Source organism: Cryobacterium sp. Y57, from assembly GCF_002929505.1.
Lineage (GTDB): Bacteria > Actinomycetota > Actinomycetes > Actinomycetales > Microbacteriaceae > Cryobacterium.
The window spans coordinates 35,730-50,695 of the sequence record NZ_PJJL01000069.1 but is presented as its reverse complement, the minus strand read 5'-3'; the positions used below and the strand labels follow the sequence as shown (position 1 = coordinate 50,695).

The following is a 14,966-nucleotide window of genomic DNA, read 5'->3' as shown; positions in this document are numbered from 1 at the left end:
CCCTCACTGTCGCTCTGTATTGATTGCTGGTCATGCGGGATTGATGCTGGACACGCCCGAAAGGGGCGACACCAGACACCAAGGGTCAATCTTATGGTATGAGATTGCCTTTTGGCAATTCAGCCCTATAATCCCTGCGCGCGTCGTACTTCACGCACGACCAAGGCGAAAAGTGGATGCGCCGCATCGAGCCCGCAGACCTGCAGAACCACCTGCTCTGCGCTTTCGACTCGGAGCATCCGTTGCAGCTCGACACTCTGCTCGTCGGCCGCAACGTCAAAGCGCAGCACCGCACCGATGGCGCCCACAAGCGCCTCGGGCATGAGGCCCGATTCGATCAATTCCGCGGCCGGGCCGATGAACCGTTCGTTGCGGCTGAGCTTGCGCAGCGGCTGGCGGCCCACTCGTTCGACGGTGTCGAGCAGGGCCGGATTACTGAACCGAACGAGAATCTTCTCACGGTAGGCGCGCTGGGCTGCTTCGTCGAGTCCGTGCTTGGCAACGAGCAGCGCCGATGTCTCTTCGAGCACGGCGCGGGCGGTGAGCACGACAGCCGGCACGTCAAGCGCCTCGGCGATCGTACGGACGCCGGCCCGGCTGCCGAGGTAGGCGATGGTGGCGTGCCCGGTGTTCACCGTGAAGAGCTTGCGCTCGATATAGGGCAGGAGGTTGTCCACGAATGTGGCTCCCGGAATGACCGGAACCGCATCGCCGAATGCGCCGCGCTCGATGACCCACTCGTAGAAGGCCTCCACCGTCACCGTCAGGCCCGCATCCGCCGCCTGATTGGGCACGATGCGGTCGACGGCCGTATTCGCGAAGGCGGCGCGCGCCGAGACGGCCGGCCAGTCGGCACCGGTCACGTGGCTGTGCACGTGCTCGGCGAGAAGGTCGGTGGCGTTGATGGCGTTCTCGCACGCCATCACGGCCAGCGGCGGCAGCGACACGGCCCGGCGAGCCAGCCCCGCCGCGATGAGCGGGGCGACGAACTTGAGGATGTTCGGTCCGACGGCCGTCGTCACGATGTCGGCCGTGGCGATCTCCTCGATCAACGCGTCGCTGTCGGTGGCGCTGTTGATGGCGCGGAACCCCGTCACCGTGTGCTGGCGGGCCCCCTCCCCCTTCTCGTGCACCTCATAGCTGGGTGCGGCGTGCAGCGCGTCGATGAGGGTCGAATTCACGTCGGCGAAGACCACCTCGTACCCCGCTTCGTGCAGCAGGAGTCCGACAAAGCCGCGCCCGATGTTGCCCGCGCCGAAGTGAATAGCCTTCATTCTGCGTTGACCTCTTCGAGCAGGGCGTAGATCTCTTCGGCCGTGCCGGCGTCGAAGAGTTTGGCCACCTCGTCTTCGTCGGAGAACACGATGGCGATCTTGGAGAGAATCTCGAGGTGCTCGTTGTTGAGCCCCGCGATGCCCACGGCGAAGCGCACCGGCTGACCGTTCCAATCGATCGGTTCGGCATAGCGCACGAGCGATAGGGCGGAGCGCAGGATGGACTCCTTCGCGTCGTTCGTGCCATGCGGGATGGCCAGGAAGTTGCCCATGTACGTCGAAACGGATGCTTCGCGCTCGAACATGGACGCCACGTAGTCGTCGCTCACAGCGCCGGACGCCACGAGCAGGCCGCCGGCCTCGCGAATCGCCTCGTCGCGCGTGCGGGCCGTACCGCGGGCAATCAGGTTACGGGGTTCGAGGATCTGGCTCATGAGATGACTCCTTCGTTGGTCTGGTGCTCCAGCATGCCCACGACTTCGTCGTACTTCGGGCTGTTCATGAAGTTGTCGACGGAGACATGCACGGAGTCGGGTGACTTGGCCCGCGCACGGTCGGTCAGATCCTGGTGCGTGATCACGAGGTCGGCGCTGCCGTCGAGGTTGGCGATGGCCTGGTTGGTCACCGTGATTCCCACGATGCCGGCCTTCTTGATCTTGTTGCGCAGCACGGAGGCGCCCATCGCACTCGAGCCCATTCCGGCGTCGCAGGCGAACACGATGTTGCGGAAATCGCGGGTGGGGGCGGTGCCGCCGGCTGCGGCATCCGTTGCGGTGGAGCCGACGAGGTTGCCGAGCACCGAACTGGATTTGCCCTTGTTGGCCTGGGTCTTCGCCACGGCGGCGGTCAGGTCGAGGCCGGCACCATCAGCGAGGTCACGGCGACGGCCGGCGCGCAGGATGACGGCGGCGATCAGGAAGGAGACCGCTGCCGCACCGATGACCGACAGGATGACGCCGATGTAGCTGTCCGGCGACGTCTGGAAGAGCACGGCGAAGATGCTGCCGGGCGAGGCGGGAGCACGCAGGCCGGTGGCGAACGCCACGTTGATGGCCACACCGGTCATACCGCCGCCAATGGCGGCCAGAATGAGGATCGGCTTCATGAGCACGTAGGGGAAGTAGATCTCGTGGATGCCGCCGAGGAACTGGATGATGATCGCGCCGGGCGCACTGGCCCGGGCGATGCCGGTTCCAAAGATTGTGAACGCGAGCAGGATTCCCAGTCCGGGACCAGGGTTGGCTTCGAGCAGGAACAGGATCGATTTGCCGGTGTCGGATACCTGCTGCACGCCGAGCGGGGTGAGCACGCCATGGTTGATGGCGTTATTGAGGAAGAGTACCTTGCCCGGTTCGATCAGGATGCTCGCGAGGGGCAGCAATCCGTTGGCGATCAAAAAGTCGACACCGGTTTCGAGCAGTTTGCTCAGCCCGGTCACGAGCGGAGCGATGCCGACGAACGCGCCGAGGGCGAGGATGGCGCCGAGGATTCCCGCCGTGAAGTTGTTCACGAGCATCTCGAAGCCGGCCTTGATCTTGCCCTCCCAGATGCTGTCGACCTTCTTGAGGAGGTAGGCGGCGAGCGGACCTACGATCATGGCTCCGATGAACATCGGTATGCTGCTGCCGACGATCACACCCATCGTGGCGATCGTGGCGATCACGCCACCGCGGGTGTCATAGATCATGCGGCCACCCGTGTTGGCGATCAATAGCGGCAGCATGTAGATGATCATCGGGTCGACGAGGGTTGCGAACGTCTCGTTGGGGGTCCATCCGGTGGGGATGAACAGCGCGGTGATCAGTCCCCACGCGATGAAGGCGGGAATGTTGGGCATGACCATTCCGCTGAGGAATGTGCCAAAGCGTTGCACGTGCACGCGAGTGCCCGTGCGCTTGGTGTCGGCTGACGTCGTCGTCATTTCAGTACCTTTCTAGGGTGTGCTGTAAGGGAAGGTTCACAACGAGAAGATGAATCAAGAAATTTGGCAGCCTGGGTCGTGACCACTTCGCGGGCGGATGCCGCATCCTCGGCTGCGAGGGCAAGCTCGGCCAACAACCGGGCCTGCTCACTGGTGAAGTCCGCCAGGACCGTTCGCACGTCGGCGAGGGCCGAGGCTGACATCGAGAGGCTCGTTGCGCCCAGGCCGACGAGCACCACGGCGAGCAGCGGATCCGCGGCGGCCTCACCGCACACGCCGACGGGCTTGCCGAGCGCGGCACCGGCGGCACCGACCTCGGCCACCAGGCGCAGTACAGCAGGGTTCCAGGGGTCTTGGAAGGCGGCCACAGAGCCGAGCAGGCGGTCGGCCGCGAGCGTGTACTGGGTGAGGTCGTTCGTGCCGATCGAGGCGAAGTCGGCATGCTGCAGAATACGATCGGCGAGAAGAGCGGCGGCGGGGATCTCGATCATCACCCCGGCGGTCTTGAGCCCGAGCTCGCGCGCGAGTGCCACAAAGTAGCGGGTCTCTTCGACGGTGGCGACCATGGGGGCCATCACCCACAGGTCAGCGTCGGTGGCGGCGTCCGCCTGGGCGAGCGCTTCCAGTTGGTCGCGCAAAATCTGTTCGGATGCGCGCAGCGCGCGCAGTCCCCGCAGGCCGAGGGCCGGGTTTTCTTCGCGGGCGTTGTTGAGGAAGGCCAGCGGCTTGTCCGCCCCGGCATCCAACGCCCGCACGACGACCTTCTTGCCGGGGAAGGCGCGCAGCATCCGCTCGTATTCGGCGCGCTGCTCGGCCACGGTCGGTGCGGTGGCGGCGTCGAGAAACAGGAATTCGGTGCGGAACAGGCCAACGCCCTCCGCGCCGAGGGCGAGCGCCGAAGCCGCTCCATCGGCCGACCCGAGGTTCGACAGCAGTGGAATGGGGGTGCCGTCTGCGAGGCGGCCCGGCGACAGCGGCGCGAGCGCGCGGGCAGCCCGAGCAGCCACACGGGCGTGCGCCTCAACGAGTTGATCGGCACGGGGGGAGGTGATCACCAGGTTGTTCGCGGCGTCGAGAATGACCTCGTCGCCATCGGTGAGGTCACCCGCACCGTTCGTGCGCACAATAGCCACGATTGACTTCTCGCGTGCCAAAATCGCGGTGTGCGAGGTGGGACCACCGTCGAGGGTGATGAGGCCGAGCACCTGGCTCAGGTCGAGGGTGGCGGTGTCGGCCGGAGCCAGGTCGCGAGCCACGAGAATGAACGGATGTCCCCGGTCGGGTACCCCGGGCGCCGAGACTCCGAAAAGACGCGCGACTACTCGCTGGGAGACGTCGTCGAGGTCGCCCGCTCGCTCGGCCAGGTAGCCGCCGAGCCCGGTCAGCATGTCGCGAAAGGCCGCGAAGGCTTCGAAGACCGCTCGCTCGGCAGTCGCGCCGGCGGCGAGCCGCAGCGTGACGTCGTCAACGAGGCTGGGGTCCTCGGCCATCATGGACTGGGCCTCGAGCACCTCGCCGGCCACTCCGCCGGCCCGCGCTGCGCGGGCGAGGAGGTCGGCGGCGACGGCGCTGAGGGCTGCGGCGACCCGGACGCCCTCTTCCGCCGGGGTCAGCGCGCTGGGCGCGGCGACGGGGTCGGGCAGCGGGTCGGGCATGCGCACGACACGGCCCACGACGACACCCTGGCCGATTCCGATTCCCTGCAGTTCCATAACGGATTCCTTAAGCGTCGTGGTCGATGAGCAGCAGCCGGGCCAGCTCGTCGAGGAGAGTCTCGGCCGTGTCACCATCGGCCGCAAGGGTGACCTCGTCGCCGTGGCCGATGCCGAGGGAGATGACGCCGAGGATGCTCGCGGCGTTCACGGTCTTGCCGCCGGTCTTGGTGAGCGTGACGGGAATACCCGCTGCCGCGGCGGCCTGGCTGAAGAGTTTCGCCGGACGGGCGTGCAGTCCGTTGGTCGAGCCGATGAGAACCGTTCGTTCGAGCATTGCGGTGCCTTTCGTTGCGTCTGAGTGGTGCAGCATGGGTTGGTTTCCCCGCGTCATGAACGGGTGCCGGCGATCACGAGGACCAGGTCGAGGGCCTCTTCGCCATCGCGGGCGGTGAAGACCGTCGGGGACATCAGGCTGGCCTGCACGCCGGCCGCTGCGGCCTGCTGCTGGATCCGGGCGAACAGCGCTTCCAGATGCGGACCCACAAGAAGCACATCGATGACCGGCAGCATGCTCGCCAGATCTGATTCGCTTCCGGCGGTCACCTGAGCCGCAATGCCTCGGGCCGCCGCGCTCTTGCGCAGCCGCACCGCCACGAACGTGCTGGACGCACCGGCGCCACACACAATATGAATCCTCATCGGTTTACCCTTTCGTCGTCGACGCACAACACGCTCAATAAATTCTGCCGGGCACCTCGTCCGGGGGCCACCAGACTCGTTTCCGCACCCCCGGAAAAGCTCGGGTTCGGCGGATAAGATCAAGGTGTTGGGACCGCGTACGACAGAGAACAAGGCACAGAACAAGGCACAATGAGCGACAAGCAATCGAGGATGCTCGACTATCTCTTCCGCTCCCCGGACTGGGTCACGGCGGGTGAACTGGGCGAACACCTCGGCGTGACTGCTCGCACGGTGCGCAGCTACGTCACGAGTGTGAAGGCGGCGGCGGATCCGCTCGAGGTGATCGAATCGGGGCCGGCCGGCTACCGTGTCAACCACGAGGCCTACACGGCATTCCGTGCAGTACCGCCGGGGCGGCACCCCGAGAACGACACGCCGCAGCGCCGTCTGTACCAGCTGGTTCGTCGCGTCATCGACTCGGCCGAAGGCCTCGATGTCTATGAGCTCGCGGCCGACACGTTCGTGAGCGACTCTACCGTCGAGGCCGATCTATCCCGAGTGCGCGCACTGCTGCCAGGCACGGGACTCTCCCTGGCTCGCCACGGCAGCAGGGTGACCCTCCTCGGATCCGAAACCGACCGGCGCCATCTGATCAGCCGGATGTTCCGGGAGGAGTTCGCCCGTGGTTTTCTCGAACTCGCGGCGATCCAGAAGGAATTCGCGTCCGACAGCCTCGGTGCGTTCAAGACCGACCTGATCGCCATGCTCAACGCCCAGGGTTATTTTGTGAATGAGTACGGCACCAATAATGTTCTGCTGCACGTGGCCATCGCCGTGGACCGGGTGAGCAAACGCGCCGCCGCCCGAGCCGACGATGCACCAGCCGACGACGCACCAGCCGACGGTGCACCCCTCACGGTGGCGTTGGCCAGTCTCATCGACACCCATTTCGGCGTCGTGCTGGATGTCACCGATCTCGCCTATCTCGTGCTCCTTCTCCAGATCCGGGTGGTGACGCCCGGACATGACGAGGCCACCGACGCGATCAGCGCAACCGTCGCCTGCGCCGGTGACCTCGAAGTTGTGCGACGCATCGTGGCTCAGGCCAGCGAGGAATACCTTGTCGACCTGGCCGACGAAGATTTCATCACCCGACTCACGCTGCACGTAGGCAACCTCATCGATCGCGCCCAGGTGCGGGATTACTCACGGAACCCGCTCACCCGCTCGATCAAGACCGCCTATCCGATGATCTACGAACTCGCTGTGTTCATCGCGAGCGAACTGCAGCGTCACGAGCAGATCCAGATCAACGATGACGAGATCGCCTATATCGCGATGCACGTCGGGTCCTACCTGGAACAGCATTCCCCATCCGAGCAACTCGTCTCCTGCGTGATCGTCTGCCCCAACTACTACACGATGCACGTGCAGTTACGTCAGCGCATTGAACGGGTGCTCGGCGATGACTTGATGATCGTGGACCAGATCACGCGCAGTGACGTGCCGTGGGCAGACCTTCACGCCGACCTCGTGCTGACCACGATTGAGCCGCCGGTTCCGGCCGACGGCGTGATCGTCATCCAGCCGTTCCTCACGGAACGCGACGTGCACCGAATTCGCGAGGCGGCCATCCGTGTGCGCCGGGTTCGTCGGCGCTCGCACATCAAGAATGACCTGTTGCAGTTTTTCGACGAGTCCCTGTACCTGCGTAACTTCACCGCCCCCGACGAGGAGGCGATGATCCGTGAGCTGGGCGGCCGCATGGTCGCGCGCGGACTCATCGACCCCAGCTATGTTGACGGTGCTATCGAGCGCGAACGGCTATCGTCGACCGCGTTCACCGACCACCTCGCCGTTCCCCACGCCATGGCCATGACCGCGCAGCAGACGTCCATTGCCATCGCGGTCAACGACTCCCCCATGCCCTGGGGTGACACCCGTGTCAACGTCGTGGCCCTGATCGCTTTCAGCGCTGCCGGGCGGGCGTCGTTCCAGTCCATCTTCGACCAGTTCGTCGAGGTCTTCACCGAGCGCGCCGATGTGCAGCGTCTCATCAAGCGCTCGGTGGACTTCCCGTCGTTCATCGACGAGCTCGTGCACCTCATCGACCAATAGACCCTAGAGGATCGGAACGGGAACGATGCCGAACGGGGCGAGGCCGGCGGCTCCGCCGTCTTCAGCGGTCAGTACCCAGATTCCGTCCTTGTGTACGGCGATGCTGTGTTCCCAGTGCGCGGCGGCCAGGCCGTCGCTCGTGGCAACGGTCCAGTCGTCTTCGCGGGTGTAGGTATCGATCGATCCGAGCACGACCATCGGCTCGATGGCGACGACCAGGCCCGGCTTCACGTCGGGACCCTTCTGGCGCACGCGGTAGTTGAACACCGGCGGGGCCTCGTGCATCGACCGGCCGATGCCGTGGCCGACGTAGTCGGTGAGGATCCCGTAGGTGCCCTGCGATTCCACATAGTCTTCGATGGCATCACCCACCTCGTTCAGGTGCCGGGCAGTGTGCAGTCGGGCGATACCGTGCCAGAGCGACTGCTCGGTCACGTCGGACAGCTTCTGGCGTTCGGCCACGACTTCGGGCCGTGATGGATCGGGAAGCACGAAGGTGAACGCGGCGTCGCCGTTCCAGCCCTCGATGATCGCGCCGCTGTCGATCGAGACGATGTCGCCGGCGCCGAGTCGGCGTGCGGAGGGGATGCCGTGCACCACGTCATCGTTCACCGACGCACACACGGTGTGGTGGTAGCCCTCTTCGAGCTTGAAATTGGGCTTGCCGCCCAGCGCCACGATCGCGGCCTCGGCCGCAGCGTCGATGTCGAGAGTGGTCGCGCCGACGACCATGGCCGCGCGGGCAGCCCGAAGCGATGCCGCGGTGGCCAGACCGGGCGCGACCATGAGGCGCAGCTGGGCTGGATTCTTATAGATGGAACGACGAAGACTCACTGATTTCCTACAAACTAGCTCCGAAGACGGGAGCGATATTTTATGTACCTGGTTGTGCACATGATGATGGGCCGGGCCGTGAGGCCCGGCCCAAAACGGCTAAAAAACCTCGTTCAGGTCGTGGGGGCGCTGGCGCACAGGCCGCGTTCGGTCAGCGCAGCAAGAATGCGTTCGGTGACCTCTTCCACGGCGCCGAGACCGTCGATGGTGACCACGAGGCCGCGGGCGCTGTAGACGTCGATCAAGGGAGCGGTCTGCTCGGCGTAGACGTCAAGACGGTGACGGATGACGTCGGCCGTGTCGTCCGCGCGGCCTTGCTCGACAGCACGCTTGAGCAGCCGCGAGACAACTTCGTCGGTGTCGGCCGTGATCAGCACCACGATATCCAACTGGGTGCCCTCGGCACTGAGCAGACGGTCGAGCTCAGCGACCTGATCGGTCGTACGCGGGTAGCCGTCGAGGAGAAAGCCGCCGGCAGCATCCGCTTCTTTCAGTCGGTCTGCAACGATCGCGTTGGTGAGGGTGTCCGGCACGTAGGCACCAGCATCGATGAACGACTTGACCTCGAGCCCAAGCTCGGTTTTGTTGGTCACGTTGTAGCGAAAGATGTCGCCGGTGGAGATGGCGGGAACTTCGCAGGCCAGCGCCAGGCGCTCGGCCTGCGTGCCCTTGCCCGCGCCGGGTGGGCCGATCAACAGTAAACGCGTCATTTAAGAAGCCCCTCGTAGTGTCGCTGCTGTAGTTGCGAGTCGATCTGCTTGACCGTCTCGAGCCCCACGCCGACGATAATCAGAATGCTCGCGCCGCCGAACGGGAAGTTCTGGTCGGCGCCGACAACCGAGAATGCGATCAGCGGAATCAGAGCGATCAGGCCCAGGTAGATCGAGCCGGGAAGAGTGATGCGCGTCAGCACGAAGTCGAGGTACTCGGCGGTCGGGCGGCCAGCGCGGATGCCGGGAATGAACCCGCCGTACTTCTTCATGTTGTCGGCGACTTCTTCGGGATTGAACGTGATGGCGACGTAGAAGTAGGTGAATCCGATGATGAGCAGGAAGTACATTGCCATGTACAGCGGCTGGTCGCCACCGGTGAGGTTCTGCGAGATCCACACCACCCAGGCCGGGGCTTCGGTGCCTGCTGCCGGTTGGTTGAACTGCGCGAGTAGGGCCGGCAGGTATAGCAGCGAGGAGGCGAAGATCACTGGGATCACACCGGCCATGTTGACCTTAATCGGAATGTAGGTGTTGTTGCCGCCGTAGGTGCGACGCCCGACCATGCGTTTGGCGTACTGCACGGGAATTCTTCGTTGCGATTGCTCCACGAAGACGACGCCGGCGACCACCAGAATGCCCACGATCAGCACGATGATGAGGGTATTCAGTCCCTGCTGGTTGCCGATGGCGCTCAGCGAGCCGGGAAACAACGCCGCGATCGAAATGAAAATCATGAGCGACATGCCGTTACCGACGCCGCGCTCGGTGACGAGCTCACCCATCCACATGATGACACCGGTGCCGGCGGTCATGGTGATGACCATGAGCATGATGGCGTACCAGGCGTCGTTGGTGATCAGCTGTGTGCATTCGGTACTGGCGGAGGTGCCGAACAGGGCGCCGCTGCGGGCCACGGTGATCAGTGTGGTCGACTGCAGAATGCCCAGGGCGATGGTCAGGTAGCGGGTGTACTGGGTCAAGGTGCTCTGGCCCGCTGCACCTTCTTTGTACAGAGTGTCAAAGTGGGGGATGACCACGCGCAGCAACTGCACGATGATCGAGGCCGTGATGTACGGCATGATTCCGAGTGCGAAGACACTCAACTGGAGCAGGGCGCCACCGCTGAAGAGGTTGACGAGCTCGTAGAGGCCGCTCGTGCCCTGGTTGGCAGCGAGACACAACTGCACGTTGGCGAAGTCCACGAACGGGGTCGGAACGAACGAGCCCAAACGGAACAGAGCAATGATGCCCAGGGTGAAGCCGATCTTCTTACGAAGGTCGGGTGTGCGGAAAATCCGCGCAATGGCGCTGAACAAGAAGGCCTCCAGATTTTTACGCAGATCGACCCGTGTAGGTCTACTTAAAACGATCGAGCTTGTCGAATCACACCAAACGATTTACTCGATTGACGGATTCGACAAGCTCGATTGAGCGTCTACGGATTTACTTTACAGATCCACCCGCGGCGACAATTTTCTGCGCAGCTGACGCAGAGACCTTGTCGACCGTCACGTTCAGCTTAACGGTAATTTCACCGGTTCCCAGAACCTTGACTTTTTCGTTGTCACGAACCGCACCCTTGGCGATCAGGCTGGCGATGGTGACATCGCCGCCGTCCGGGTAGAGCAATTCGAGCTTTTCCAGGTTGACAACCTGGTACTCGACGCGGAACGGGTTCTTGAATCCACGCAGTTTCGGGGTGCGCATGTGCAGAGGCATCTGCCCACCCTCGAAGCCAACGCGCACGCTGTAGCGTGCCTTCGTGCCCTTGGTGCCTCGACCCGCGGTCTTACCCTTGGATCCTTCACCACGGCCGACGCGCTGGCGGGCCTTCTTCGCTCCGGGAGCCGGGCGAAGGTGGTGTACCTTCAGCACGTGCTCGCGGGGCGCAGTCGACTCCGCTGCAACAGCAGCCTTCTTGGGTGCAGCGGCCTTTTTCGTGGCAGGCTTGTCGGCTACCTTGGTAGCTTCCTTCTCGTCAGCCATTAGTCAATCTCCTCGACCTTTACGAGGTGAGCGACGGTGTTGACGTAGCCACGGTTCTGCGAGTTGTCCTCGCGGATTGTGACGGCGCCAATGCGTCGCAGACCCAGGCTGCGAAGAGTGTCGCGCTGGTTCTGCTTCTCACTAATTTTGGACTTGATCTGTGTGATCTTCAGCTGGGCCATCAGGCACCTGCCTTCGCGGTTGCAGCCGCTGCAGCTGCAGCAGCGTCGGCACGAAGAAAACGAGCCGGAGCCACGTCTTCGTAGGCGAGGCCGCGGCGAGCCGCAACCGCACGCGGCTCTTCGAGCTGGTGCAGTGCCTCAACCGTGGCGTGCACGATGTTGATGGTGTTCGATGAACCGAGCGACTTGCTCAGTACGTCGTGGATGCCAGCGCATTCGAGTACGGCGCGCACCGGGCCACCGGCGATAACGCCGGTACCTGCTGCTGCCGGACGAAGCAGAACGACGCCGGCTGCGGCTTCACCCTGCACGGGGTGCGGGATGGTCAGGCCAACGCGAGGAACGCGGAAGAAGTTCTTCTTCGCCTCTTCAACGCCCTTGGAGATAGCGGTCGGGACCTCGCGGGCCTTACCGTATCCAACGCCGACCAAGCCGTTACCGTCACCGACGACGACGAGAGCGGTGAAGCTGAAGCGACGACCACCCTTGACGACCTTCGATACGCGGTTGATGGTGACGACGCGCTCCAGGAACTGGCTCTTGTCGGCATCGCGGCTTCCGCGGTCCTTGTTCGGGTTGCGCTCACGTCCACCACGACGAGCCTCGCGAGGCTCGTTCTGCGGCGGAGTAGTGGAGGCGGCGGTTTCAACCGGCGCCTCGGCAACGGCAGCAACAGGTGCTGTGGTTTCGATCTTTTCAGTGCTCACAGGTTCAATCCACCCTCTCGAGCTCCTTCAGCGATGGCTGCGACGCGTCCTGCGTACTTGCTGCCACCACGGTCAAATACAACGGCTTCGATGCCGGCGGCTTTCGCACGCTCAGCAACAAGCTCACCGACCTTGCGGGCCTTGGCGGTCTTGTCACCATCGAAGGTGCGCAAGTCCGTTTCGAGCGTGGACGCCGACGCAAGGGTGAAACCCTTGCTGTCGTCGACGACCTGCACGAATACGTGGCGAGCCGAGCGTGTCACGACAAGGCGCGGGCGAAGCGCTGTTCCCTCGATCTTCTTGCGAAGACGGGTGTGTCGACGTCCGCGGGCTGCGGCCTTGCTCTTGCCTCTAGTTCCGAGTCCCATGGTTACTTACCGCTCTTTCCGGCCTTGCGGCGAACAATCTCGCCGGCGTAACGCACACCCTTGCCCTTGTAGGGCTCTGGCTTGCGAATCTTACGGATGTTGGCGGCAACCTCGCCGACGGCCTGCTTGTCGATTCCGCTGACCGTGAGCTTGTTGACGCTCTCAACGGTTAAAACGATTCCGACAGGCGGCTCGACGACGACCGGGTGCGAGAAGCCGAGGGCGAACTCGACAGAGGTGCCCTTCTGCGCCGCGCGGTAACCGGTACCGACGATTTCAAGACCCTTGGAGTAACCAACGGTTACGCCGATGATCTGGTTGTTGATCAGGGTGCGGGTCAGACCGTGCAGCGAACGCGACTGGCGCTCGTCGTTCGGACGCGTAACGAGAACGTGACCGTCCTCGATCGACACCGAGATGGGGTTGGAAACGACGAGAGCGAGCTCGCCCTTCGGGCCCTTGACGGAGACGGCCTGGCCGTCAGCCACAACCGTTACCCCAGCGGGGATCGGGATGGGCAGTCTTCCAATACGTGACATTCTCAGTTACCACACGTAGGCGAGAACTTCTCCGCCTACGCCCTTCTTCTCAGCCTGGCGGTCGGTGAGCAGACCGCTGGAGGTGGACAGGATGGCAACGCCGAGGCCACCGAGAACCGTGGGGATCTCGGTCGACTTTGCGTACACGCGCAGGCCGGGCTTGGAAACCCGCTTGATGCCTACGATGGAACGCTCGCGGTTCGGACCGAACTTGAGGTCCAGCGTGAGGGTCTTGCCTACTGTTGCATCCTTGACGGTCCAGGCGGAGATGTAACCCTGAGCCTTGAGGATGTCAGCGATGTGCGCTTTCAATTTGCTATGCGGCATGGACACGGTGTCGTGATACGCCGAGTTCGCGTTGCGCAGTCTGGTCAGCATGTCTGCGACCGGATCTGTCATTGTCATTTTGTGGTGCCTTTCTCGCCTGGTTTCGCCCATCCGTTACACGAATGACGACCTGTGGTGGTGGGGAAACCGATCGGTTGATCGGCTTCCGGGGTGAAAATCTGTGTGCGCCCGGCTTACTCAGTGTTTATGCACTGGATGCGGACGGGGCCAACCGGGGTTGGGAGCCTGCTAGGCGCAAGCTCCCAACTCTAGTTGAATTTGTTCCGGTGTAGTTGGACTACTTCTTGGCGTCGTCCGTCTTGAACGGGAAGCCGAGCGCCTTGAGCAGCGCGCGACCCTCGTCGTTGGTCTTCGCGGTCGTGACGACCGTGATGTCCATACCGCGAACGCGGTCAATGCGGTCCTGGTCGATCTCGTGGAACATGACCTGCTCGGTCAGACCGAAGGTGTAGTTGCCCGCACCGTCGAACTGCTTGTCGGACAGACCGCGAAAGTCACGGATACGAGGAAGGGCCAGGCTGAGCAGCCGGTCCAGGAACTCCCACATGCGGTCGCCACGAAGAGTGACGTGGGCGCCGATGGGCTGTCCCTCACGCAGTTTGAACTGCGCGATGGACTTGCGGGCCTTGGTGACCTGCGGCTTCTGGCCGGTGATCTTGGTGAGGTCAGAAACCGCACCATCCATCACCTTGCCGTCGCGTGCTGCTTCTCCAACACCCATGTTGACGACAATCTTCGTCAGGGTGGGGATGCGGTGCACGTTGGTGAAACCGAGTTCCGTCGAGAGCTTGGCACTGATCTCATCGCGGTACTTCTGCTTCAGACGCGGCAGGGCCTTGACGGGCGCGGCGCCCGCCGTGCCTTCAACAACTGCGGTGTCAGTCATTAGAGGTCCTTCCCTGACTTCTTGGCGTAACGGATGCGGACCGTCTTGGTGACGCCGTCCTTCGTTACCTCTTCCTGGCGGAACCCGACGCGGGTCGGCTTCTTGGTCTCCGGGTCAACGATGGCAACGTTGGACACGTGGATGGGTGCTTCGAAGGTCTCGATGCCGCCCGTCTTGGTGCCGCGCTGGGTCTGGCCGACACGAACGTGCTTGGTCACGAAGTTGATGCCCTCAACGAGGACACGGTTCTTCGTGGCGTCGACGGAGATGATCTTGCCCTGCTTGCCACGGTCTCCGCCGCGAGCCTGGCTGCGGCCGCTGATGACCTGAACGAGGTCACCCTTTTTGATTCTGGCCATGATTAAATAACCTCCGGTGCCAGCGAGATGATCTTCATGAACTTCTTGTCGCGAAGCTCGCGACCGACCGGTCCGAAGATTCGGGTGCCGCGGGGGTCACCGTCTGCCTTCAAGATCACTGCAGCGTTCTCATCGAACTTGATATAGGAGCCGTCTGGACGACGCGTCTCCTTCTTGGTACGAACGATGACAGCTTTGACGATGTCACCCTTCTTGACGTTGCCGCCCGGGATTGCATCCTTGACCGTGGCGACGATGACGTCGCCCAGACCGGCGTAACGACGGCCGGAGCCACCGAGAACACGGATGGTCAAGAGTTCCTTGGCGCCGCTGTTGTCGGCAACCCTGACTCGTGATTCTTGCTGAAGCACTTTATAACTCCTTTACGTCAAGTA

General features: G+C 63.4%; 19 protein-coding genes. 1 reads left to right on the top strand and 18 read right to left on the bottom strand.

The features are described from left to right. Window positions 1-125: 125 nt before the first annotated feature. From CXY72_RS11730 to CXY72_RS11705, 6 genes are read right to left on the bottom strand one after another with little or no spacing between them, the layout of a single operon-like run. Entirely contained in the window at window positions 126-1,274 is a 1,149-nt protein-coding gene (locus CXY72_RS11730) for a mannitol-1-phosphate 5-dehydrogenase (RefSeq protein WP_104127868.1), read from the bottom strand. Next, the gene (locus CXY72_RS11725) at window positions 1,271-1,708 is read right to left on the bottom strand and encodes a PTS sugar transporter subunit IIA (protein WP_104127867.1); all 438 of its coding nucleotides are present in this window, start codon (window positions 1,706-1,708) and stop codon (window positions 1,271-1,273) included. The genes CXY72_RS11730 and CXY72_RS11725 overlap by 4 nt, the downstream gene beginning before the upstream one ends. Continuing rightward, entirely contained in the window at window positions 1,705-3,195 is a 1,491-nt protein-coding gene (locus tag CXY72_RS11720) for a PTS mannitol transporter subunit IICB (protein WP_104127866.1), read from the bottom strand. Before CXY72_RS11720 ends, CXY72_RS11725 begins: the two co-directional genes overlap by 4 nt. After that, window positions 3,192-4,907 carry a phosphoenolpyruvate--protein phosphotransferase gene (ptsP, locus tag CXY72_RS11715; RefSeq protein ID WP_104127865.1) on the bottom strand — a complete coding sequence of 572 codons (1,716 nt, stop codon included), beginning with the start codon at window positions 4,905-4,907 and terminating at the stop codon, window positions 3,192-3,194. The genes CXY72_RS11720 and ptsP overlap by 4 nt, the downstream gene beginning before the upstream one ends. A gap of 10 nt (window positions 4,908-4,917) precedes the next feature. Continuing rightward, window positions 4,918-5,184, bottom strand: a complete 267-nt coding sequence (locus CXY72_RS11710) for an HPr family phosphocarrier protein (protein WP_104127864.1) — start codon at window positions 5,182-5,184, stop codon at window positions 4,918-4,920. Between the two features lie 53 nt (window positions 5,185-5,237). Continuing rightward, the gene (locus tag CXY72_RS11705; protein WP_104127863.1) at window positions 5,238-5,549 is read right to left on the bottom strand and encodes a PTS sugar transporter subunit IIB; all 312 of its coding nucleotides are present in this window, start codon (window positions 5,547-5,549) and stop codon (window positions 5,238-5,240) included. Window positions 5,550-5,720: 171 nt separating this feature from the next. Between CXY72_RS11705 and CXY72_RS11700 the strand changes: the two genes are divergently transcribed. Beyond that, window positions 5,721-7,649, top strand: coding sequence for a BglG family transcription antiterminator (locus tag CXY72_RS11700; protein ID WP_104127862.1), 1,929 nt, complete (start codon window positions 5,721-5,723; stop codon window positions 7,647-7,649). A gap of 3 nt (window positions 7,650-7,652) precedes the next feature. Here the strand turns inward: CXY72_RS11700 and map are convergent, their stop codons facing one another. From map to rplN, 12 genes are all read right to left on the bottom strand, one after another. Further along, entirely contained in the window at window positions 7,653-8,483 is an 831-nt protein-coding gene (gene map / locus CXY72_RS11695; RefSeq protein ID WP_233197791.1) for a type I methionyl aminopeptidase, read from the bottom strand. A 113-nt stretch (window positions 8,484-8,596) separates the two neighbouring features. Then, window positions 8,597-9,193: an adenylate kinase gene (locus CXY72_RS11690; protein WP_104127861.1), complete on the bottom strand. Its 597-nt coding sequence runs from the start codon at window positions 9,191-9,193 to the stop codon at window positions 8,597-8,599. Then, a complete protein-coding gene (gene secY, locus CXY72_RS11685; protein WP_104127860.1) occupies window positions 9,190-10,512 on the bottom strand; it encodes a preprotein translocase subunit SecY in 1,323 nt (440 codons plus the stop codon). The genes CXY72_RS11690 and secY overlap by 4 nt, the downstream gene beginning before the upstream one ends. Before the next feature lie 127 nt (window positions 10,513-10,639). Continuing rightward, on the bottom strand, window positions 10,640-11,182 hold the full coding sequence (rplO, locus tag CXY72_RS11680; protein WP_104127859.1) for a 50S ribosomal protein L15: 543 nt from the start codon (window positions 11,180-11,182) through the stop codon (window positions 10,640-10,642). Then, complete coding sequence (gene rpmD / locus CXY72_RS11675; protein WP_066597599.1) at window positions 11,182-11,364, bottom strand: 50S ribosomal protein L30; 183 nt, start codon at window positions 11,362-11,364, stop codon at window positions 11,182-11,184. Before rpmD ends, rplO begins: the two co-directional genes overlap by 1 nt. Continuing rightward, entirely contained in the window at window positions 11,364-12,071 is a 708-nt protein-coding gene (rpsE, locus tag CXY72_RS11670; RefSeq protein WP_369827303.1) for a ribosomal protein S5, read from the bottom strand. The genes rpmD and rpsE overlap by 1 nt, the downstream gene beginning before the upstream one ends. Then, on the bottom strand, window positions 12,068-12,439 hold the full coding sequence (gene rplR / locus CXY72_RS11665) for a 50S ribosomal protein L18 (protein WP_092107252.1): 372 nt from the start codon (window positions 12,437-12,439) through the stop codon (window positions 12,068-12,070). The genes rpsE and rplR overlap by 4 nt, the downstream gene beginning before the upstream one ends. A gap of 2 nt (window positions 12,440-12,441) precedes the next feature. After that, window positions 12,442-12,978 carry a 50S ribosomal protein L6 gene (gene rplF / locus CXY72_RS11660; protein WP_104127858.1) on the bottom strand — a complete coding sequence of 179 codons (537 nt, stop codon included), beginning with the start codon at window positions 12,976-12,978 and terminating at the stop codon, window positions 12,442-12,444. A gap of 6 nt (window positions 12,979-12,984) precedes the next feature. Next, window positions 12,985-13,383: a 30S ribosomal protein S8 gene (gene rpsH, locus CXY72_RS11655; RefSeq protein WP_092107248.1), complete on the bottom strand. Its 399-nt coding sequence runs from the start codon at window positions 13,381-13,383 to the stop codon at window positions 12,985-12,987. Window positions 13,384-13,603: 220 nt separating this feature from the next. Beyond that, window positions 13,604-14,212 carry a 50S ribosomal protein L5 gene (gene rplE, locus CXY72_RS11650; RefSeq protein WP_104127857.1) on the bottom strand — a complete coding sequence of 203 codons (609 nt, stop codon included), beginning with the start codon at window positions 14,210-14,212 and terminating at the stop codon, window positions 13,604-13,606. Then, on the bottom strand, window positions 14,212-14,571 hold the full coding sequence (gene rplX / locus CXY72_RS11645; protein ID WP_104127856.1) for a 50S ribosomal protein L24: 360 nt from the start codon (window positions 14,569-14,571) through the stop codon (window positions 14,212-14,214). Before rplX ends, rplE begins: the two co-directional genes overlap by 1 nt. A gap of 2 nt (window positions 14,572-14,573) precedes the next feature. After that, window positions 14,574-14,942 (bottom strand): 50S ribosomal protein L14, encoded by a 369-nt coding sequence (rplN, locus tag CXY72_RS11640; protein ID WP_092451145.1) that lies wholly within the window; start codon window positions 14,940-14,942, stop codon window positions 14,574-14,576. Window positions 14,943-14,966: the final 24 nt, after the last annotated feature.

Coding starts and splice junctions, on each gene's coding strand:
- CXY72_RS11730 (WP_104127868.1), bottom strand. CDS start 1,274: ATGAAGGCTATTCACTTCGGCGCGGGCAACATCGGGCGCGGCTTTGTC.
- CXY72_RS11725 (WP_104127867.1), bottom strand. CDS start 1,708: ATGAGCCAGATCCTCGAACCCCGTAACCTGATTGCCCGCGGTACGGCC.
- CXY72_RS11720 (WP_104127866.1), bottom strand. CDS start 3,195: ATGACGACGACGTCAGCCGACACCAAGCGCACGGGCACTCGCGTGCAC.
- ptsP (WP_104127865.1), bottom strand. CDS start 4,907: ATGGAACTGCAGGGAATCGGAATCGGCCAGGGTGTCGTCGTGGGCCGT.
- CXY72_RS11710 (WP_104127864.1), bottom strand. CDS start 5,184: ATGCTCGAACGAACGGTTCTCATCGGCTCGACCAACGGACTGCACGCC.
- CXY72_RS11705 (WP_104127863.1), bottom strand. CDS start 5,549: ATGAGGATTCATATTGTGTGTGGCGCCGGTGCGTCCAGCACGTTCGTG.
- CXY72_RS11700 (WP_104127862.1), top strand. CDS start 5,721: ATGAGCGACAAGCAATCGAGGATGCTCGACTATCTCTTCCGCTCCCCG.
- CXY72_RS11690 (WP_104127861.1), bottom strand. CDS start 9,193: ATGACGCGTTTACTGTTGATCGGCCCACCCGGCGCGGGCAAGGGCACG.
- rplO (WP_104127859.1), bottom strand. CDS start 11,182: ATGGCTGACGAGAAGGAAGCTACCAAGGTAGCCGACAAGCCTGCCACG.
- rpmD (WP_066597599.1), bottom strand. CDS start 11,364: ATGGCCCAGCTGAAGATCACACAGATCAAGTCCAAAATTAGTGAGAAG.
- rplR (WP_092107252.1), bottom strand. CDS start 12,439: ATGGGACTCGGAACTAGAGGCAAGAGCAAGGCCGCAGCCCGCGGACGT.
- rplF (WP_104127858.1), bottom strand. CDS start 12,978: ATGTCACGTATTGGAAGACTGCCCATCCCGATCCCCGCTGGGGTAACG.
- rpsH (WP_092107248.1), bottom strand. CDS start 13,383: ATGACAATGACAGATCCGGTCGCAGACATGCTGACCAGACTGCGCAAC.
- rplE (WP_104127857.1), bottom strand. CDS start 14,212: ATGACTGACACCGCAGTTGTTGAAGGCACGGCGGGCGCCGCGCCCGTC.
- rplX (WP_104127856.1), bottom strand. CDS start 14,571: ATGGCCAGAATCAAAAAGGGTGACCTCGTTCAGGTCATCAGCGGCCGC.